The following is a 20,426-nucleotide window of genomic DNA, read 5'->3' on the forward strand; positions in this document are numbered from 1 at the left end:
TCTTCTGGAGTCATTGAGGCGGGATAAGTCGCAGAGGGAAGTTTTACCGTCTCAACAATCTGTGTGGCAGGTTTGAAAGATTTACTATCTCAGGAATTATCGAAAAACTTTCATAACAAATGTTCATTAAATGCAAAAAAGGCGATCGCATCCTTTACACCCTTCAACTAAAAACTTTTAATCACAAGGTACTATGGGGCGATCGCTTTGATTTTGTACAATTAAACAACAACAAAATTAGTTGCACTTAGTGACAATCCATCGCTGAGTTGCGCGAATTGTACCTGAGTAAACGTGCTACCGCTACCATCTTGGTCAAAGAACAGCGCACCTGTACCATTGTCGTAGATAAATCGTTGAGCGTCTGTTGTCGCGGCTGAACCGATGGTAAACTCACTAGTCGAGAGTGCGCCTGTTACTAAAGATCCGCCAAAACCAGCAGAGGATACCTGAATAACTTCAGCAATTGGGTCGAAGTCATAAAGACTATCAACACCTTCATTGTAATTATTGAAGGCAAATGTATCAGTGCCCTCTCCCCCACACAGACAATCATTGCCTCTCCCTCCATTCAGGAGATCGTTGCCATCATTTCCGAAAAGGAAATCGTTACCATCACTGCCTAGAATAGTGTCAGTGTTAGCTGTACCAGAAATATCTAATTGTTCAATATTGTTATAGCTAACTTGATACGTCCCAGCTGTAATTAAACCTTGGTTAGTGACTGTATCGAAAGTTGAGGTGATTCCCTCAGTAGTAAAACTGCCATAATCGATAGACAAATAGTCGTCGCCCGTACCTCCATCTACCGTTTGAGTCACTAAAACATCAGGGGTAACTAATGGGGCGCTCAAATGGAAGGAGTCGTTGTCACTCCCTCCTTTGAGGGTGTTATTGCCACTAACACTGTAAGCATAAAGTTGATCGTTCCCCAAGCCACCGTCTAAAAAGTTATTTCCAGAAGAGGAAGAAATATCCAACACATCATCCCCAGTTCCCCCCTTAAGGGTGTTGTCGCCACTGGTGTTAGAGGCATAAAGTCGATCATCCTCAGAGCCACCCTTTAAAAGGTTATTTCCAGAAGAATGATAAATGTATAGATAATCATTTCCCTCTCCTCCATTAAGGGTGTTGTTGCCAGTGGTATAGGAAGCAGAAAATGAATCATTCTCAGAGCCACCGTCTAAAAAATTTTTCCCAGAAGAATTGTTTATATTAAAATAATCATTTCCAGCTCCACCCTTAAGGCTATTGCTGCTAGTGGTGTTAGAAGCATAAAGTTGATCGTTCCCCAAGCCACCGTCTAAAAGGTTTTTCCCAGAAGAAAAGGAAACATCAAGAATATCGTTACCCAAATCACCGTATAGGGTATTATCTCCTTCGCCACTATATAAGATGTAATTACCATCTCCTCCAGAGAAGCTATTATTAGTAGATTTACTTGTTATAATGACATCATTAGCATCAGTACCATTGATATTTGCCATAACTTCATATTGACCTAAATTGATTTTTCAGAGGCTTGCTGTTTTAATGCACATAAACTATACCAAGAGTTGACACTTTCGGTATAGTTTATGTCACGATTGAGAAACACAACTTTTCACTTGAATCAACCTTTTGACAGGCTGGAAAGGACTATTTAGCTAACTTGCTAACACAATACAGTTGATTAATTTAATCACTATAGTGTTTGTTTTGTTGAGTGTCACTACTTGGAATGGCATTTTTTTACTGTTTATATTTAGTATAAAAATTTTCTAGAAATTACGTGTTTGTATCTTGAAAATCGAAATAAGTTACTAGTGATAAAGGATAATAAAAGAAATTTTTATTGTGCGTTGTGTAACTAGATAGAGTATAAATTTTTGTACAGCCTACATTTCAGCTTGATACAAGGTTGATGGGTGTCTTTTGGATAAGTCAAAATTATGCCCTCAGACTGGTAGGTTGAGGGCTACTTACAAAAGTGAAATATCCTAACGGAAATTACTTAGATGAGCAATCTATGCGTTAATTGAACCGAATTCGGATTTGATATTACAAATTAGACAACAAAAAAATTAGTTGCGCTTAGTGATAATCCACTGCTGAGTTGCGCGAATTGTACCTGAGTAAAAGTACCAGCGCTATCATCTTGGTCAAAAGCCGCACCTGAACTAATGCTAAGTTATCAATATCCTATTATTTAGTACATCTGTTTCAGCAAGTAGGCACAGCTAATTTGGCGTGTTTGTTAACGTAGTCCACAAATAATTGCCTCAGTCGGGGACTCACGCCAGCGTGTTCAAAGAATCCAAAACCCAGATTCTTAGCTCTTGCTAAGGTTTCTTCTGGTGTTAATCCTTCCTGGATAGCGATACTTAAGAGTGCAATTCCAGTCGAGCGCATTCCGGCTGCACAATGCACAACTGCTGGTTTAGGAATTTCTTCGAGTGTTGTGAGGATTTTGGTAATGGCCTCTTCATTCAAGTTTTTTAAATCTACCTTGAGTGGAACATTCTTATAATGCAGCCCTAATGCTTCAGCTACTTTTTGCTCATCCTTAGAAAATCCTAGCTCATCAGGCGATCGCAAATTTAGAACGGACTTAAAACCTTCTTGGATAGCTTGCTCAAGCTGTTTTGGTATAACTTGTCCTGTTGTCGTTAAGTTTTCGTTAATCTGTATGGCGTTGATCACATTTACTCCTTTTTGACTTTCTAATGGCTTCCAGCTTGGTAAATAGTCGAATCAGCAAGCTTTAAGAAGTTATTTAAGTAAGCACTGCAAAATTAGCTAAATATCAAAAGATATTGCTTGATTACTTCAAAATACGTCTTTTGAAGTTGGTTATTTTATTGCTTTATCCATAATATACGGTTTGTCGATAGATTTAGTGTTAATTAGAGCTTATTATGATTTTTACCGATAAAATTATCACAGCTTATATATCAGCAGTCTATATTGGTTCTCTGTTACTGGCAGAGGGCAGGTATTGATTTTGGGCTGGCGATTCGGGGAAGCGATGTCTACGACAGACTACGGATGCGAGTCACACAGAAAATTAGACGACAAATTGTTCAGCGAGTTGTGACTCAATTGGAAACTGCTAATATCAGTAAAGCAATTGAAAATTTGGCTACTTGATCTGTTGCGATGTCTACAACGGGCTACGGCTACGCAACTAAAATGTCTATAACATGCCAAAAAGTCAAACAGACATGTAATCTGAATGTCAGTCATGAACCTATGAGCGCTAACGAAATATCTCTTCGACCTGCTCAAGAAACAGATGCGTGGGTACTGAGTGCAATTCATATTGCTGCTATCAAAGCTCTGCCTGCAACTTTCTACACCGAAAAAGAACTTTTAGCTTGGCGTAATTACCGCGATAAACCGGATGGTTCAAATATCTTGAAGAGCATGAAAGTGGAAACTTGCAAAGTTGCAATTAAAGGAGATGTTGTTATAGGTTTTACTAGCTTCATTGTTGATGAACTCATCGGGCTGTATGTTCATCCTAAACATCAAGGGAAAGGGATTGGACGTGCTTTAGTTCAACATTTTTGTGACGAAGCAACCGATCAGGGTATAGATAAGGTAATTACAACTGCTAGTCTTTATGCTGAAGGATTTTATTTACGACTGGGATTTACTGCCATCCAAAAAGCACCTCATTATTTAAGAAAGGGGATAGTTGTCCCAGTTACGAAAATGAGTAAAACATTAGCTACCGCACCGAGATAAATTTAAGTCGATACCAGATTTTCAATAACTTTAAAAGTACTGGTATCAAGATTATTTTTATTTAATTTGCAACAACTTTGGAGACATAACATATCATGAAAATAAGTACTTGCCAGTATAAATGAATAAAAGCATCCGTTCATCAACTCTCACCCGTATACGTTTGATAGAAGCCGCCTCGCAAGTATTTGCCAGTTTAGGTGTTCAAGGAGCGACTACCCGTGAAATAGCTCGTGTTGCTGGTGTGAATGAGGTGACTTTATTTCGTCACTTTGCTAGCAAAGAACAACTTCTGGGAGCAGTGATCAAAAATACTTTGGCACTCCAGACTGAAGCCCTTGCATACCCCGAAGCGTGGACACAGGATCTAAAAATTGATTTAAGACAGTATGCCCATCTTTATAATACTATGCTAGAAGCACAGGAGGACTTAATTCGTACATTTATTGGAGAAGCTAAACGTCATCCTGAAGAAGCTAAACAAGTGATTCAAGAAGCCGCCAAGCCTTTAGGAGAAAAGCTGGTCGCTTATCTGCAATCGAGTCAGAAACTAGGCACTGTCAGAGTAGACCTCGATCCATTTCCAGCAGTCGATATGTTTACAGGAATGCTGTTAGCTGGAATGCTATGTCGCAGTGCAAAATTTAACCAAGGCAGCTATAGCTGTGAGGACTATATCGAAACCTGTGTAGATATTTTTGTGCGTGGTATCAGTACCTCTAACAGTTCTCAATGCGGCTGTAAGTTCTGAGATAAATTTAGATAATTTATGTCAATAATATGGCTTAAAAATAGTTGAAATTAGCGTTTGGGTATACTTATTTTTCACAATTTAAAATCTGTTCCAAACTCAATTATTTTATTTAATTTGAGGTTCACAACAGTTATTCATAATTAGTAGTTTCAGTAGAGCCGCGATTAACTAAAAGCGCTTGTTGTTTTGCCAGCACCTGTTTGCGTAACAAGAGCAATTTTCTATCTTTTATACCTTCTGCGATTAATCCATCGACAGTTCTCATGAGATAATCAGCGCAGGAACCCAATTTTCCAGATGCGGTGGCAATGCTATTAACAGTAGTTGTTAATGGTAGTTTATAAGCGTACCTGGGATGCTGGCGGTTAGCAACAAAGGCGATCGCTTTAAATTCTTGCGTACCATCAAATACTCTTACCCAACGGGCAACGTAGACACCAGCTAACATTTCCCGTCGCCAAATCAGCAATAATTCGGATGCTACATCAGCAGCAGCAATTCGATAAACAATGCCACGACAACTACCGCCGCGATCGAGTCCTAAGAGTAATCCGGGATTCTCTGGAGTACCGCGACCGAGAATCATCCATGCACAGAAGCGCCGATGCCAACCATAAATTATCCCAGCACGGCGTTCGACGTATGTGATTAGGGGATTCCAAATCAGGGAACCGTAAGCAAATATCCAGATATCAGAATTTGGTAGTTGGTGTTGTAGTATTTCATGGAGCGATCGCTGTAACTCATCTTCGCTCAAGGTAGTTAACTTGATTCCAGAGTGTGATGCTTCTAACAGTCTCGTCTGGGCGTTTCCGGCTTCCAGGTCGCTACGACTGAGTGACATAATGTAGATTATTTCCTTTTTTTTGTGTAAATATTCAGTAATTTCACTATAACTTTAAAATAAATTAATCATAGTATTGTTTCCTTTTCCGTAGGATTATAGAGTAAGCCTAACTACAGGCAGCAGTATCTTGATGATGCTAATCCTCGAAATAAGGAGCAAACTTTGTGGCATCTGCGACAAATCAGTTATTAAAGTTATCAATCCAATATTTACCAACAATTGCCACTAAATTAGCAATTACAACTCTAATAGCAATTCTACCATTACCAGTTAAAGCAGTTACATTAGTCACTAGTCGTGTTGATTTTGTAAGTAATGACGGAATTGATTGGTCAAGTTTGGGTAAAGTGTTCAATCCCTTTGCTCCCGATCCTTCGGCTTTTCTGCCTAACTCCTTTTCAGCGGTATCCGAAGGCGGTTTAGGTCTAGGTGTAACTGTACCTCAAGTTAATGATTCTGGTATTACCCCACCTTTTGTTTTTCAAACCTCTTTTATACCTAAAGGTATTCCGACTAACTTCACTGATGGCGATTTTCTTCTCTTGACAGGCTTGAATCCACAAAGTGGTTTTCCTGCCATTGGCAACCCAGGCCCTTTGACCATTAACTTTGATCAGCCTGTTTTCGGTGCCGGTACTCAAATAGCTGTAGATGATATTCTAAAATTCAACGTGTTTGTCTCAGCTTTTGATAGTGCCAATAACCTATTGGGCACTTTCTCTGTACCGGGAACTTCTTCAGTAACATTGGATAATTCAGCATTGTTCGTTGGGATTAGCAGTAAAACTGCTAACATCTCGCAACTGGTTTTCAGCACTTCTGAGTTAAATAGGGCTTTTGCTATCAACAGGGTGAGTATTATTGCAGTTCCTGAACCAAATTATACCTTGGCTATATTAGCTTTCGGTGTTTCATCTGCCATTTTGAAAGTACGCCAACGCAGGTAACAATTATTGTCTAAACACTTGTAGAGACGGCGATTTATCGCGTCTCTTAACCCAAGCGTATTGAGCTTTAATGTTCTTGTCCTGTTGGCCGGATAAGAATTTCGTTGACATTAACGCGCGACGGTTGTGTGACGGCATAAACGATCGCAGCAGCAACATCTTCGCTATGCAGAGGTGTAATTGCCTTGCGCCGTTCCTCAATGCGTTGTTTGGCAACTGGATCGGTAATTTGGTTGTCAATTTCCGTATCCACCAAACCAGGTTCAATAATGGTGACGCGGATGTTGTCCTTGTGAACTTCTTGGCGTAAAGCTTCTGAGAGGGCATTAACGCCCCATTTGGTAGCATTATAAACACCAACACCTGCCCGTGCTGTCCGACCTGCCACTGAGGAGATATTGACTATGTGCCCCGATTTTTGCGCCTTCAACAGAGGTAAAACAGCGTGGGTAGCATATAGCAGTCCTAGGACGTTGATGTCGAACGATCGCCGCCAGTCTGAGCTATTTCCAGCTTCAATGGTTCCGAGTAAGGCAATCCCCGCATTATTCACCAGGATATCGACCCTTCCCAATTCTGCATTTGCCTTTGCCACCAAGTTGTTTACCTGGTTTTCATCAGTCACATCAGTGACAATGGGCAATGCCTTGCCACCACTAGCTTCAATCCGTTCTGCTAATGCCTGAATGCGATCGCCACGCCTAGCAGCCAGTACTACTGTTGCTCCAACTGAAGCCAATGCGATCGCAGTTGCTTCTCCAATTCCTGCTGAAGCCCCAGTGATAATTGCTACTTGTTCTTTTAATTTACCTGTCATTTATTTAATTCCTTAGTGATTGGTAATTGGTAATTGCTAATTGAGATTAGTTATTCTCCCCCTGCTCCCGTTCGGCTACGCTCACGGCAAGCCTGTCCCCTGCCTCTTCCCGATCCTCAACACAGATGCGACTGCTGCTCCACAAAGTATTAGGGCTGCAAAACGAAAAGTTCCTTGGAACCCCGCAACGATCGCATCAGGAGGGGCAACAGAAACATCTGCACCCGCAGACATACTAGCGATTAATGCTCCAAATACTGCCCCAATTAAAGAAACTCCTACTGTATTCCCTGATGTCCGTGACAAAGATAGCAGCCCAGAAGCAATCCCTAGCCGCTCCCTTGGTACTGCTCCCATAACAGTGCTGTTGTTGGGCGATTGGAATAAACCTAGTCCAATGCCGTAAATAAAATAGCGTGACACATAGCCTAGCTCAGTAATTTGAGCATCAAAGGTACTAATCCCCAAACAACCACCTATCATCAACCCCAGTCCAATTGGGCTGATTAGTCGAGCGCCAAAGCGGTCTGAAAGTATTCCCCCTAATGGGGCAATTAACCCACTAAGTACAGGTGACACAGCTAGTAGCAGTCCCACTTTTACCGTCGGATAATGCTTGACGCTCTCTAGAAAGAAAGGGACGATAAGTAGCGAACCGCCGATAACAATGAATGCTAGCCAACCACTTAGCAAACCCATACTCAACTGAAGATTGCGAAACAGGTGTAGTTCTAGTAGTGGCTCCTTTATAACTGCTTCAACTACCAAAAAAATTATGAAACTTAAGGTAGCGATCGCTAATAATACTAGTGCATTGGTACTGCCAAAGCCCTGGCTTTGCCCTAGCGTCATACCCAGACCAAAACTACCCAGAGTCAATAAAGCCAATACAGCTCCAAAAAAGTCAAACTTCTGTTTACCCTGAATGCGTACAGAAGGTGGCACTACCCGAGCTATCAAGAAACTAGCAATAATCCCCAACGGTACATTGATGAAGAATATACTATGCCACCCTGATAAGCTTAGGAGCAGCCCGCCTGCGGAAGGGCCAAAAGCAATTCCCAGTGATACAACACTACCGATAACGCCAACAGCCCGACCTCGTTCCGAAGATGGAAAAACTTCTGTAATGATTGCCAAACCAAGCCCAGAGATGAACACAGCACCCAGTCCTTGAAGTGCGCGAAAGGCAATCAACCACTCAATACTAGGTGCAAAACCACACAACAGCGAACTGAGAGTAAACAGAACAAGTCCCCCTTGATACAAGGATTTCTTGCCCCACATATCTCCCAAGCGGGTTGCCCCCAAAACTAAACCGGAACTGACCAACTGGTAACTCAATACAGCCCATTGGGTCGTCGGAAAACTGGTGCCAAAGGCTTGCACCAATGTGGGTAAAGCAACATTGATGATGCCCACATCGAGGGTAGACATGAACACCCCAAGTCCGACACCGAATAAGACCCAATTTTTCTGAGCGCCTGACAAAGCCAGAGGTTGTGTTTCCAATTGTGCCAAGATTTAGCCTCCGCCTTTGACTTTACGGTCATGAATAGTTTGCATACGTATATTCATTATCCTCACTATCTGTTCGCTGCGATCGCTTTGTTGCTCAAAAATACTCTGGATAAATTGCCAAATTCAGGTTTATTTCAGGCATTATCTTCTCAATCAGCAACACTGGTTTTTCTACTTGTCATATATTTTGGTAAATTACTTAGATACTCCAAGCTCCTTCGACTATATTAAAAACAGTATTCACTAAAATACGGTAACTCGATAAATTTACTGTATTTTATACTGGTTAGCAAACTATCATAGACACCTCTAAGAAGCAAGTCCTAGAGGTTTTCGTATAAGCAATGACTCAAAAAACAGCCTTATCTCGATTTGCCTTAGCATTTATTGCAGGCTTTGTGTCTGTTTTGCTATTTCACCAAGGTATGTTGGCGTTGCTACATACAGTGAATTTCACGCCTCGCACTCCTTATTCAACTGCACCAACACAACCATTTGGAATCCCGCAAATTTGGTCAAGTGCATTCTGGGGAGGAATTTGGGGAATAATTTGGGTAGCAATCGCGCCTCGTTTTCAAAATAATAAAAGCTATTGGTTAGCAGCATTGGTATTTGGTGCAATTGCCCCAACCCTAGTAGCTTGGTTTGTGGTCGCACCACTCAAGGGTCAGCCCATAGCTGGAGGCTGGAAACTTGTGGGAATAGTCACAGGTTTATTAGTTAATGGTGCTTGGGGAATAGGAACCGCCGGGTTGCTGAGATTATTCTCTAGAAGGCAATTGTTCAACAGCTAGATTTTTAAGACTTCTACCAGTTTCTGAAGAGACTCGCCGTTTATTCAGCAAGTCAGTAAAGTTATTCCCCAGACGTTCCCGGCTCAATCCGCGCCCCAAGCTGAAGAACTCGTCCGAGATCATCAGCGTTTCGCCAAGTTTCAACTATCTTCCCGTCAACAATCCAATGAATGAACATAGCCGTGAACGTCTGCTCTCGACCATGACTAGGTATTCCAAAGAAACTTTCCTGAGCGCAGGTATTAGTTGCACGCACCACAACTTTGTCACCTTCAGCAATTACGTCTTCAATTGTCCATTTCTGCTTAATAGCCCCAAATGAACCAAATAATTTACGTACTCCATCCGGTCCTAGAGGAAGCCCAGGTAAAGCACCGTGCATCCTCCAAGTTGGGGCAGTCATCTCGCAGATATCTTCAATTCGATGCTCGCTAATGAGTTTGATCCAGCGTCGAGCAATTAATTTATTGTCTTCAACCTTAGACATTGCTACTCCTTTTTACTTACAACTAAAAATAGTATTTACTTATCAGTGATTAATTCTGGGCTGATGCAAGTTCAAAATTGAAGAAGAATTCAGGAGTCAGAATGGGCTAAACGCCCCGCTACCGCTAACAGGAGTCAGAATGAAGACGCGACGCTCGAAGACTCGCTAACGCTTCGCTATCGCGGACTCGCTTACCGCCGACGCTATCAGTGGGGGATTCAGACCCGCCACTGAATTGTTGCACCACTAAATCAAGGATTTAGTGGGGGTCTTAAACCCCTGGATTCATCCACCAGTCGCACAAAATCCATTCTGAATTTTGGCTCCTGACTCCTGAATTCTGTTTCGATAAATTTTTGCTCCGTGCATTATTGCTAATTTTTTGAAAGACAGCCACTACCGCTTTGGGCAGCCCCAAATATTATTGCATTCTAGACAGCATCCCAGATAGTCTCATTACTGGTACACTGCCACGTACTTTAATCGAATGTCCTAACGCACAGGACATTTTTGGAAAAAGCAAGGCCACTGCATGGGTTTTGACGATGCAGACAAACAACGAGTAAGGTTAGTATCATCCAAACTAAGCAAAATCCCTTACTCCTTGCCCCAGTATAAAGTGTAAAGATGTGTATACTAATAATGATTCGAGAATAATAGCTCAAAAAATAACGAGAATATTATTTGCGTTACTCAGTCACTGCAAGAGAAAAAGGATTTATCAAAATGGATTCCTTCGGTATCTACACCCTGGCTAATGATGTGGTGTTTGACCAACTAGTAGCTTTGCTAAACAGTATTGAGGTGAATGTTAGTGCAGATATTCCTATTTGTATAATTCCATATAATGAGCAACTAGATTTAGTTAGGAAAGAAATTAATAATCGAAAAAATGTAATCTTATTTGATAACTGGGACGTAATTCAACACTGGGAAGAATTTGCTCATCAGGTTTGGGCAGCACATCCAAGGGAAAAAGATACAAAACTATCACGTCCTAGTTGGTACAAAAGTCATTTACAAAGAAAGTTTGTTGCCTTTGAGGGCATTTTTGATAAGTTCGTATTTTATGATGGTGATAGTTTGGCAATGAAGCCACTCAATAATGTAATTGACAAGCTAGAAACATCAGATTTTGTTTTTGATGATTGGGAACACCTTAAGGATAGGACTGTTGCAGCGTTAAATATTTCAGTTATAGAGAAAACTGGACTGTATACAGAAGCGGATATACGCCCTAAGCTGCATTGTTCTAGCTTTTTTGGCTCTAAACGAGGATTGTTTACTGTTAAAGATATTGAGATAATGAAGGAACGATTAATTAACCAAAAAGAAGTTGAGTGGATTAATGGACATGGATGGTGGGACGATTCCTTTTTGTTTAACTATATGACCTTGCGCTGCGATCGCCCACTTTTTAACTTTACACTTAGCCTCAATGGTGAAGATAGAACGGGTAACTGTGCCAATGCAGATCCCTTTGTCAATATTAATAACGTTCTTTACAATCAAGATGGCTTAAAACCAATTCATCGTATACATTATATGAGCTATTCTTCTCGTGATTTTGCCCAGTTATCTCAAGGGCAAGATATCAATATATGTTATGGAAATGAATTTTTGCATTATCGCTTTCTTAAACAACCAGAACAAAGACCAAAACAGCTTAAGCCAGCGAGTATAATTACTAAAACTAACAATTTCTTTAACAAAACAATGAATAAAATTCAAAGAACTCTCCGTTAAATATAGCTTTATTGGTGACGTGTTAAATTAGCATTCTATTTTCTATATTTTTCAGTTACTAGTATAAAATATGCCTAAAATTACTGTTTGCATTCCTACTTTTAATCGTGTTAATCTTCTTCCTTATGCCATTGAAAGTGTACTGAATCAGTCTGAGCAAGACTTTGAGCTAATTGTTTGTGATGACGGTTCTAGCGATCACACACCTGAATTGATGTCACAGTACACAGACCAACGGATTAAATATATTCGTCATCTGCAAAATATTGGTAAAAGTAATAATATGCGCTCTGGCTTTAATGCAGCCAGTGGTGAATATTTTATTAAATTTGATGATGACGATCGGCTCACACCCGATTTTCTCGCAAGTACCGCAGCGATTCTTGCTCAAGACTCTAGCATTGATTTTGTTGGTACAGATCATTGGATAATTGATATTAACAATGTGCGGGATGAGGCAAAAACTCAAGAAAATACTCATCGCTGGGGTAGGAAGAATTTACCAGCAGGTGTTGTAGATAATTTGTTGGAAGTTGTATTTGTTAACCAAAGCTTTCAAGTTGGCGCAACATTATTTCGCCGCAAAACCTTGCAAGAGCTAGGATTTATGCAGCCAAATATGCAAAACTGTGAAGATAATGATTTATTTGTGCGTCTAGCTTTGGCTGGAAAAAAGGGTTATTATTTACCACAATTATTGATGGAATATCGCACTCATGCAGAACAGCAAGGTATAAATAGAGCCATTCCTTATTTATTTGATAAAATGCGGTATTTAGAAAGTTATAAGTTTGATTCTGAAAAAATAGAGACAATCAGGAAAAATCGTCTAACTGAAACGCAGTTATTATTAGGTTTGCGTTTAATTGAAAAGGGTGAAACGCAAAAAGGCAGAGAGCTAGTTTTGGCAGGGCAGTCTTTTTCAACTCCTAAAGCTTGGACTGGTTTAGGATTATCGCTATTACCAGTTGGGTTGCGAGGTAAGGCATTTAATGCACTGCGACAAGTGCGGGGTTAGACATTGACATATTGCAATATGGTTCAGTTAGAGCCAAAAATCTTAACCTACTAGCGCGGCAAGCTTAATTTATTGGGTTGAGTCATCAGAGAATATTTTGTTGTTGTTGGATTTTCTAGATTGTTTGAACCCTATATTTTAGGCTTGCCGCGCTACTACGATTCTAATAATTTCTTGACCACTCATCAATAATAGTCAAAATTGTTTTATCACCCAAGTTTTTAACAGATTTTACTACATCACGATAATCTTCAAATTTTTGCTTTGGCTTTTTATGTCGAGCATCTTCTATAGCTTTGGCAAGTTTTTCTGCTCCAGAAATTCTAGAGCGTTGTAATTTTATAGATAATTCATCTTTATCCAAAGAGTTCAATAAACTAAGTGGATTATTTTGTTCACCCTTTTGGGGAATAAGGTTTTCAAGTTGTTTGAACTGATTCTCTATTCTCTGTCTTTCTTGTATAAATTCTGACTTAAATTCATTGAATTGCTTCTCAAGACGTAATTCTAGATTTGCCAGACGTGGTTCTAATTTTGTTGTTTCAGGCTGTGGTGTTACTGGTTTAATAGAAAAATTAATTCCCTTGAGAGATTCAACTTGCTTTACTACTAAATCTTCTACTTTTGGGGCTATGACAAAAGCATTAACCATTTCACCTTGTCGAGGATTTTTTTCTCTTGCCCTAACAGCAGCATAATATTCAAAATGCCCATCGATTACTGTATAGCTTTCTACCCCTGTTCCTTTCAAAATTAATGGTCTTATAATTCCTCCTGTTTCTATAATTATATCTGCAAGGTTCTCTAAATCAGCTTCTGCAAAATTTGACCGAGGCTCATTAGAAGTAATGCTTTTTACATCCACTAAAGAAAAATTAATCATTAATCAACTCCCATTTTTCGGATAACTTCATCTGCTAATACATTAAATTCTTCAGCAGAAATTTGAGCAGAAGTTTTTAATTCTGCAAATTTAATAATAGACTTAGGGTCAGGATATTCTAAATCTCCAACTAAGAGAGTCTGATTCATACATTCTGACAACGCTGTTCTGTCATAAATTACAGCTTCCATAAGTGGCAGTTGATAGCGTTCTGAAATTACTTCTCTCTGTTTGGGGAAATTGTATTGTAAAAATTTAGCATTTGTTGAGATTTTAGAAGCAAGAACACCCATTATACTAATGGGCGGTTTACCCATCATTTCTCTGGATTCATTGATTTGATTAACAAAATTTTTGACCGTTGGTAAACCTTGGTTAGCAAATGGTTTCAAATCCGATGGAATTATCAGGTAATCAGTAGCAATCAGTGCAACTTCAGCATACAAATCTCTAGAAGGTGGAGTATCGATAATTACAACATCATAGTTGTTTTCTACCCTTTTTAATTTTGTTACTAGCCTACTCCTACTAGCTAATATTTTATTCAGTTTATCCTGAGACTCAATTAATGTGATATGTGAAGGAATAACATCAATTTCTGGATTGTTGAAATAATCAGATGTACGTACTACTTCGGGAATAAAGTTAAAATCTCCTGATTCTAATAAATGGTATACGTTTCGCTCTCTTAAATTATCATCTTCTTCAAATTGAAATTTGATTAATCCTGTAGCAAAAGTAGTATTTGCTTGAGAATCTATATCAATCAAAAGTACTATTTTGCCTTTTTTACGTAATGCTGCTGCAAGATTAACTGCAACAGTAGTCTTCCCAACGCCACCTTTATTGTGGTAGATTGCAATCGTTTTCATTGAATGTTGCCTTTTGGTTTCAAAATTGGAATCATTTTCAGTTTTTTGAACTTCTGCTTTATCTACTAACTGTCCTTCTTTCTGACTCTCTCTACCAATTAAACCTTTAATTTTATCTAAATTAATATCAACTTCTTTCCCAGAGCATTGAAATATTAACTGAATATCAGCCTGTAATTTTTGATAAATTCTAATCTCTTTGCCATTAGTCAGCAATCCATACCTGACATTCAAGCTGGTCAAATAATGCCTGAGTCGCGGGACATGATTATTTAAGTTTTGTTTGGGATGCTTTGCCTCCATGACGACACTCAAGGGTGAGTTGGCATCTAAGACAAAGGGAATCACCTGTGCAGCAAATGCTAAGAAATCTAAGCGGATGCTACCAACGGCAACTTCTTGATGCCAGGTGTCAGGAGTATAACCTAGCTGCGGTAGCAAATATTGCACTATGAGTTTGCTTTCAACTTCGCTTTCGTTACGGCATAGCTCAGGATTAAAAGGCAATATTTTTCTACCTTTAAATAATTATTGGACTTAGCACAAAACCTCATACTTGCTAGATTATGGCATACCTTTAATTATTCTGAGTGATATAAATCACTTATAAAAATATAAATTCTCATCATAAAATTAGTACTTTTGCTGGAAAAATCACTAATTTTTAGAGTTAATCATACTCAAAATTAACAGGCTACCTATGTATTTACCCATTACTCTTGTAAATGGGTAGAATCAAAGTGTTTACCTATTTGTGCTAAAGGTTTTGGCTACTGTATCTTGTCCCCACTGCCATCAACTCGTTGATAGTCAAGCTATTAGTTGTCCCTATTGCCGGACTACACTCAAAGCTTACGGTCATCCCGGTATTCCATTGCACCGCGCCACTGGGGATGGGTATCTGTGCGACACCTGCACCTATCACGCTGATGATACTTGCAATTTTCCTCAGCGTCCCTACGCCAAAGACTGTACCCTCTACCAAAATATTGAACAGACAAAGTTAGAGTTGGAACAGCAGCGTTACACTAACAGTTTTGCTGTAACTGTGAAAACTTGGGTAAAACGCAATCAGGCTTTGCTGTTGCTATTAGGTTTATTATTGGTCTGTTTGTTGTTCGTGATATTAAGGTCTTGATTGGTGTTTACTGGGGATTGGGAATAGGAAATGGTCAAAATTAACAACAATGCCCAATCCCTAAACTTCAGGCTGTGGTGATTTTGGATGCTTCAGTAATAGCTTCAACTTGTATCGGTGGCGCTTTTTCCTCAAAGGCAGCTAAGTCGAACCAGAAAGTTGTACCAATGCCAACTTCACTCACTAGATGGACTTTACTACGATGTCTGTCGATGATATTTCTGACAATCGATAATCCTAAACCTGTGCCTTCTAGGGTGTGAACTCGGTTTTCTACACGAAAGAAGCGTTCAAAAATTGAGTGCTGGTCTTCTGTCGCGATGCCAATTCCAGTATCGGAAATTTCAATCCGCACTGGAGAAGATTGGCTGTGATTGGGTTTGAAATCTAGTTGGTAAGCGCGGATTGCTACTTTACCACCGGCTTTGGTAAATTTGAGGGCATTACCAATTAGGTTGCCAAAAACTTGTACTAACAGATCGTAATTACCCATTACTAGGGGTAAATTAGCATCAACTTCCTGAAGAAGTTCAACACCTTTATCTTTGGCATTGAGTTGGTAAGTACGCAATGTTTGCTCGATCGCTTGGGCTAGATCCACTCCATCGAAGTTATACTGACGACCAGATTCGAGTTTTGATAAATCTAAAACATCGTTAACTAGGCGGGTCAGGCGATCGGTTTCATGGTTAACTGTTTGCAAGAACTCTTGCCTTTCTTCTAATCCTAAGTCTTCGCCGTAGTCATGCAGGGTTTCAATATAGGTTTTGATGTTAAATAAAGGCGTTCGCAGTTCGTGAGAAACGTTGCTGATAAATTGACTTTTTGCATCGTTTAATTCCACCTCACGGGTTATATCTTGGACGGTAATCGCAATACCTTTGATGCTTTCTCTTTGCACATTGAGTACTGTCGTCAAAAGAATGCGGATTGTTCGTTGGGTGGGTTGGTTAAGAAAAATGCGGAATTCGGCACTTTCACATTCACCTGCTGCCATTTCATACAATGGGCCACTGATTTCCATTTGTACTGCTGACGGCAAGTGATGCAACACATTGCAGCCGACCACATCAGCCGTTTCCCAGCCAAAAATTCGCTTCGCTGTAGGGTTGACTAATATCACCTGCATGTTGTTATCAATCAACACAGCACCATCTGCGATCGTGGAAACTAGGGTTTCTAGCTTGGCTTTTTCGGCGGTCAATTCTTCAATATTCTGTTCTTCATAGCGTTCTAATCGCTCTGCCATCTCATTAAAGCTTAAAATTAACTCCCCTAGTTCGCCCCCTAAAGGTAAATCAATGCGCTGCTTGAAATTCCCGGTAGCAATTTCCTTTACCCCAACCAGGAGTTCTTTTATTGGTTTAGTGATGGTCAAAGCGTTTATTACTCCTGCCAAAATCACCATTACCCAAATTGTGATAAAAACGGCAATGGTGACATCGCGGGTAAAATTGGTGGAGATGACAGCAGTCTGATTGGGGTTGATACCGATCGCTAATACACCTAAGTATTTCTTGTTAACGATCAGTGGAATAAATACATCGGTAACAACTCCATCTGGGGTCATGTGTTGCCGCACCATCGGCTTTTCCCCATCACCAGGGTAATCTTCTGGCAGTTGTATTCGCCGTTTAATGGTGAGAGAATTTTCTACCTCGGCTTCCCAAAAAGGTATGCCAAAAAAGATTTCCCCGGTTTCATCAGCGTAAAGCATATAACGCACGCTAGAGGTGCTGCTGTAGAAGCGTTGAGAAAATTGGGCAACCTCCGTGAGATTATTGTCAGCCACGAGGGGGGCAACATTGGCAGCAAGCAGCAAACCCAAGTCACGCCCGAAGCGGGTGTCATTCATCCGCGCGTCCTGCTGGATTGTATTCACAGCCCAGAAGGTCAAACCACTCATCACCAAGGAAACCACCAATGTAGCCACAGCCAGCAGCTTAGTCTGGAGGGTAAACTCAGACCACCAACTTGCGATCGCATGTCGAATTGTTTTTAACAGAGTTAGCATCTTAAATAAAGTTGTTAGTAGTCTTTGTTATAAAGCCCAACAACTAAAAAATTAACAGTTAATTTGACAAACATGTTAGGGGAACGGGAATAGGGGAGTTTCAGAGGATATCCCTGTTAAGGTTGTCTTAACGAATTTACCTCATTTGGGCGATCGGAGTTGATATACACTTGAGGATTAAGGCGTTAAACCCCATTTTTTTATATTGGTTACGCACAGGTGAGTAGTCTAACAAAAATCCCATCTGTTGGGATTTTGAGCGAGTTACCCGACTGGGGTTATCTTTCTTCTGTATGAAGATGGGCTAAATCAGATTTAGGTATAGGAAAGAAAAACGAACCGCAAAGGCGCAAAGGACACAAAGAAAGAAAAAGTTAAAAGGGTTTGGTGCAACCTCACAAAGAAATGGTATTAGCGGCAGCTAGTAAACTGCTCGCACTTTTTTATAGCTATCAAAAGCCTCTGTTTCTATCCCCTGGATGTAATATTGGTTAGAATCAAAGGCTCCATGCGTGGCGATCATCATGGCATGAATCAATGCCTTTGCTTTCAGGAGTGTTTCTTGAAACTCCATCTCAGGATCGGAAAGCGCCACAATGCCGCCGCCAATGCCAATTGAGGTTTGTTCTGGAGTCAGCACAGCAGTACGAATGACAATATTCAAATCAGCCGAACCATTCAATCCCAAAAAGCCGATCGCTCCTGAGTAAACTCCCCGTGCTTCTTGCTCTAATCGATCGATAATCTCAAGGGTTCTAAGTTTGGGAGCGCCTGTCATCGAACCGCCGGGAAAGGCTTTGCGAATGCAGTCTGTGGCGCTCATATCAGCGCGTAAATGACCGCGAATAGTCGTCACCAGTTGATGTACAGTCGCATAGGTTTCTACATCCATCAATTTGGGAACATGGACAGTACCGACTGCACAAACCCGTCCTAAGTCATTGCGAAGCAAATCCACAATCATCAGATTTTCAGCCCGATCTTTTTCACTGTTTTGCAATTTTTCACGCAGGATAAAATCTTCGTTGGGTGTTTTTCCTCGTGGTAGCGTTCCCTTAATAGGCTTTGTTTCCACCCAGCCTTGACAATCAATGTGCAGAAATCGCTCTGGAGATGAGCAAGCGATCGCCACATCGCCAAAGCGCAAAAATGCAGAGTATGGAGCAGGATTGATGCGGCGTAATGAACGATAGAACACCAGGGGATCGGGTGTTGTGTCTGTGTGAATCTTGTTTGTTAAACAAACTTGATAAGTTTCTCCTTCGTGAATTTCTTGCAAACACATCTGAATATTATCAAGATAAGTCCTTTCAGACCGACTTAATCGGAAAATAACAGGTATCTGAACTTCTGGTGGAACAATAGGCGATAGGGGAAGAAGATGGTCAATTTGGTGTCTGATCCATTCAAACCAGGCTTCTGCTGAGGCGGTTTGTCCGTGCTGAATTAGGCAAAGCAGATAGAGGGTTTGCTCCTGGTGATCGATTGCAATCATCCGATCGGCCAGCAGAAACATGGCATCAGGTAAGCTAGAGGGGTGATTTAATTTAGACCCGCACTCTGCCTTTAGTTCATAGCCAAAGTAACCTACAAACCCGCAGTTGAAATCGAAGGGTAAATCATCAGATGGGCAATGTCGCCGTTCAATTTCATGCTGGAGATATTCAAAAATCCCCTTAGTCTTACAGCTTATGGTATCGGACTGTGTAATTGTGAGTTCCTGCGATCGCGTCTGATAGCGAATTAGCAGACTGTTTTCGCCACTGCTATCTCCCATAAAGGAAAAGCGAGAAAGACCGGATTCAACCAGACTGCTATCTAGCCAGAAGGTATTTGGTGATTTGCCAAACAAATGCACAAACATTTGCTCGGTATCGGGATACAGATTCAACTTCTGCGTACAAAGTTGAAATTCCTGTTGCTGTTTTTGGGAAGAAGAACTTGCAGGTATGAGAGCAGCACCACTATCTCCTACCCAATAGTGTTTTCTCGGATTATTGCCGCGTTCTTGGGCAAATTTTAGGGTAATCTCTCTAAAATTCTCGAATAAGGTTTGTCCATATTGAGTACAGATTGACTCTGGATGAAACTGCACACCCCATAGCGGCAAAGATCGATGGCGCATTCCCATCACCAGATTGTCCTCTGTCCACGCTACTTTTTCTAAACAGTCTGGTAGGTCATTTGCAACCAGCAAAGAATGGTAACGCACAACAGAGAAAGGAGAAGGAATTCCCGCAAACAAATCAGTACCATTGTGATAAACTTCACTGATCCGACCATGCTGAACTTCAGGTGCATGAATAACTTTTCCTCCATACTCATTACCAAGTCCTTGATGTCCAAGACAAACACCTAGAAGGGGCACTTGGGTATTTTGAATAGCTTGACTACAGATCCCAAAATCTTTTAGATTCTCAGGACGGCCTGGCCCTGGTGAAATCACAATGTTGTCAAATTCCCAATGTTGCAGTTCATCCCATGCAAATTGATCGTTGTAAATCACAGTGGGATACTCTGCATTGACTTCTGCAATTAATTGATAAAGATTAAAAGTATAAGAGTCATAATTATCAATGATTAGGGTTTTCATCTTGGAAGTTTCGGTGTTGTTATCCTTCTAGCCTAAGAGGATGTTTGAAAAGTTGTGATTGATGTATCAAATATTTTTTACCCCACCCTAACCCTCCCCTTATAAAGGGGAGGGAACTAGATTATTTTCCGGTTTCCACCCTTTATATGGTGGGATTTAAGGGGGGTAATAATTTGATTAAAATCACAACAAACCACTTTTCAAACATCCTCTAAGTAAGTTGGTGCGAAAAAACCCAAGTATATTACGAAATGGAAATAGGCTTA

Annotated in this window: 18 protein-coding genes; 8 read left to right on the top strand and 10 right to left on the bottom strand. The window is 40.5% G+C overall.

The window, feature by feature from the left end; translation table 11 throughout:
• Window positions 1-221 precede the first annotated feature (221 nt).
• Together H6G86_RS13930 and H6G86_RS13935 are read right to left on the bottom strand one after the other, a co-directional pair.
• Window positions 222-1,487, bottom strand: a complete 1,266-nt coding sequence (locus H6G86_RS13930; protein WP_190934824.1) for a calcium-binding protein — start codon at window positions 1,485-1,487, stop codon at window positions 222-224.
• A 715-nt stretch (window positions 1,488-2,202) separates the two neighbouring features.
• Entirely contained in the window at window positions 2,203-2,682 is a 480-nt protein-coding gene (locus H6G86_RS13935; RefSeq protein WP_012410063.1) for a protein tyrosine phosphatase family protein, read from the bottom strand.
• 264 nt (window positions 2,683-2,946) lie between these two features.
• On the opposite strand from H6G86_RS13935, the gene H6G86_RS13940 reads away from it, so the two are divergent.
• The 3 genes from H6G86_RS13940 (at window position 2,947) to H6G86_RS13950 (ending at window position 4,480) form a co-directional block, all read left to right on the top strand.
• On the top strand, window positions 2,947-3,129 hold the full coding sequence (locus H6G86_RS13940; protein ID WP_190934825.1) for a hypothetical protein: 183 nt from the start codon (window positions 2,947-2,949) through the stop codon (window positions 3,127-3,129).
• Between the two features lie 102 nt (window positions 3,130-3,231).
• Window positions 3,232-3,729, top strand: coding sequence for a GNAT family N-acetyltransferase (locus tag H6G86_RS13945; protein WP_190934826.1), 498 nt, complete (start codon window positions 3,232-3,234; stop codon window positions 3,727-3,729).
• 121 nt (window positions 3,730-3,850) lie between these two features.
• Entirely contained in the window at window positions 3,851-4,480 is a 630-nt protein-coding gene (locus tag H6G86_RS13950; protein ID WP_190934827.1) for a TetR/AcrR family transcriptional regulator, read from the top strand.
• Window positions 4,481-4,613: 133 nt separating this feature from the next.
• On the opposite strand, the gene H6G86_RS13955 is transcribed toward H6G86_RS13950, so the two are convergent.
• The gene (locus H6G86_RS13955) at window positions 4,614-5,327 is read right to left on the bottom strand and encodes a gamma-glutamylcyclotransferase (RefSeq protein ID WP_190934828.1); all 714 of its coding nucleotides are present in this window, start codon (window positions 5,325-5,327) and stop codon (window positions 4,614-4,616) included.
• 167 nt (window positions 5,328-5,494) lie between these two features.
• Between H6G86_RS13955 and H6G86_RS13960 the strand changes: the two genes are divergently transcribed.
• Window positions 5,495-6,277 (top strand): hypothetical protein, encoded by a 783-nt coding sequence (locus tag H6G86_RS13960; RefSeq protein ID WP_190934829.1) that lies wholly within the window; start codon window positions 5,495-5,497, stop codon window positions 6,275-6,277.
• 67 nt (window positions 6,278-6,344) lie between these two features.
• Here the strand turns inward: H6G86_RS13960 and H6G86_RS13965 are convergent, their stop codons facing one another.
• Both H6G86_RS13965 and H6G86_RS13970 read right to left on the bottom strand, forming a co-directional pair.
• The gene (locus H6G86_RS13965) at window positions 6,345-7,094 is read right to left on the bottom strand and encodes an SDR family NAD(P)-dependent oxidoreductase (RefSeq protein ID WP_190934830.1); all 750 of its coding nucleotides are present in this window, start codon (window positions 7,092-7,094) and stop codon (window positions 6,345-6,347) included.
• Between the two features lie 81 nt (window positions 7,095-7,175).
• Window positions 7,176-8,615, bottom strand: a complete 1,440-nt coding sequence (locus tag H6G86_RS13970) for a DHA2 family efflux MFS transporter permease subunit (RefSeq protein WP_190934831.1) — start codon at window positions 8,613-8,615, stop codon at window positions 7,176-7,178.
• Between the two features lie 344 nt (window positions 8,616-8,959).
• Here H6G86_RS13970 and H6G86_RS13975 point away from each other — a divergent pair, with 344 nt between their 5' ends.
• The gene (locus H6G86_RS13975; protein WP_190934832.1) at window positions 8,960-9,409 is read left to right on the top strand and encodes a hypothetical protein; all 450 of its coding nucleotides are present in this window, start codon (window positions 8,960-8,962) and stop codon (window positions 9,407-9,409) included.
• 61 nt (window positions 9,410-9,470) lie between these two features.
• On the opposite strand, the gene H6G86_RS13980 is transcribed toward H6G86_RS13975, so the two are convergent.
• Window positions 9,471-9,896 (bottom strand): ester cyclase, encoded by a 426-nt coding sequence (locus tag H6G86_RS13980; RefSeq protein WP_190934833.1) that lies wholly within the window; start codon window positions 9,894-9,896, stop codon window positions 9,471-9,473.
• A gap of 726 nt (window positions 9,897-10,622) precedes the next feature.
• Here H6G86_RS13980 and H6G86_RS13985 point away from each other — a divergent pair.
• Both H6G86_RS13985 and H6G86_RS13990 read left to right on the top strand, forming a co-directional pair.
• Complete coding sequence (locus H6G86_RS13985; RefSeq protein ID WP_190934834.1) at window positions 10,623-11,642, top strand: Npun_R2821/Npun_R2822 family protein; 1,020 nt, start codon at window positions 10,623-10,625, stop codon at window positions 11,640-11,642.
• 70 nt (window positions 11,643-11,712) lie between these two features.
• Complete coding sequence (locus H6G86_RS13990) at window positions 11,713-12,660, top strand: glycosyltransferase family 2 protein (RefSeq protein WP_190934835.1); 948 nt, start codon at window positions 11,713-11,715, stop codon at window positions 12,658-12,660.
• 163 nt (window positions 12,661-12,823) lie between these two features.
• Here the strand turns inward: H6G86_RS13990 and H6G86_RS13995 are convergent, their stop codons facing one another.
• Window positions 12,824-13,543 (bottom strand): ParB/RepB/Spo0J family partition protein, encoded by a 720-nt coding sequence (locus H6G86_RS13995; protein ID WP_190934836.1) that lies wholly within the window; start codon window positions 13,541-13,543, stop codon window positions 12,824-12,826.
• Window positions 13,543-14,718 (bottom strand): AAA family ATPase, encoded by a 1,176-nt coding sequence (locus tag H6G86_RS14000; protein ID WP_242064813.1) that lies wholly within the window; start codon window positions 14,716-14,718, stop codon window positions 13,543-13,545. Before H6G86_RS14000 ends, H6G86_RS13995 begins: the two co-directional genes overlap by 1 nt.
• A gap of 463 nt (window positions 14,719-15,181) precedes the next feature.
• On the opposite strand from H6G86_RS14000, the gene H6G86_RS14005 reads away from it, so the two are divergent.
• Window positions 15,182-15,553, top strand: a complete 372-nt coding sequence (locus H6G86_RS14005) for a zinc ribbon domain-containing protein (RefSeq protein ID WP_190934838.1) — start codon at window positions 15,182-15,184, stop codon at window positions 15,551-15,553.
• A 67-nt stretch (window positions 15,554-15,620) separates the two neighbouring features.
• Here H6G86_RS14005 and nblS read toward each other — a convergent pair whose 3' ends face one another.
• Entirely contained in the window at window positions 15,621-17,567 is a 1,947-nt protein-coding gene (nblS, locus tag H6G86_RS14010; RefSeq protein WP_190934839.1) for a two-component system sensor histidine kinase NblS, read from the bottom strand.
• A 421-nt stretch (window positions 17,568-17,988) separates the two neighbouring features.
• A complete protein-coding gene (gene pabB, locus H6G86_RS14015) occupies window positions 17,989-20,160 on the bottom strand; it encodes an aminodeoxychorismate synthase component I (RefSeq protein WP_190934840.1) in 2,172 nt (723 codons plus the stop codon).
• Window positions 20,161-20,426 lie beyond the last annotated feature (266 nt).

The sequence above is a fragment of the Nostoc sp. FACHB-133 genome, from assembly GCF_014698055.1.
In the GTDB taxonomy this organism is placed as follows: Bacteria; Cyanobacteriota; Cyanobacteriia; order Cyanobacteriales; family Nostocaceae; genus Nostoc.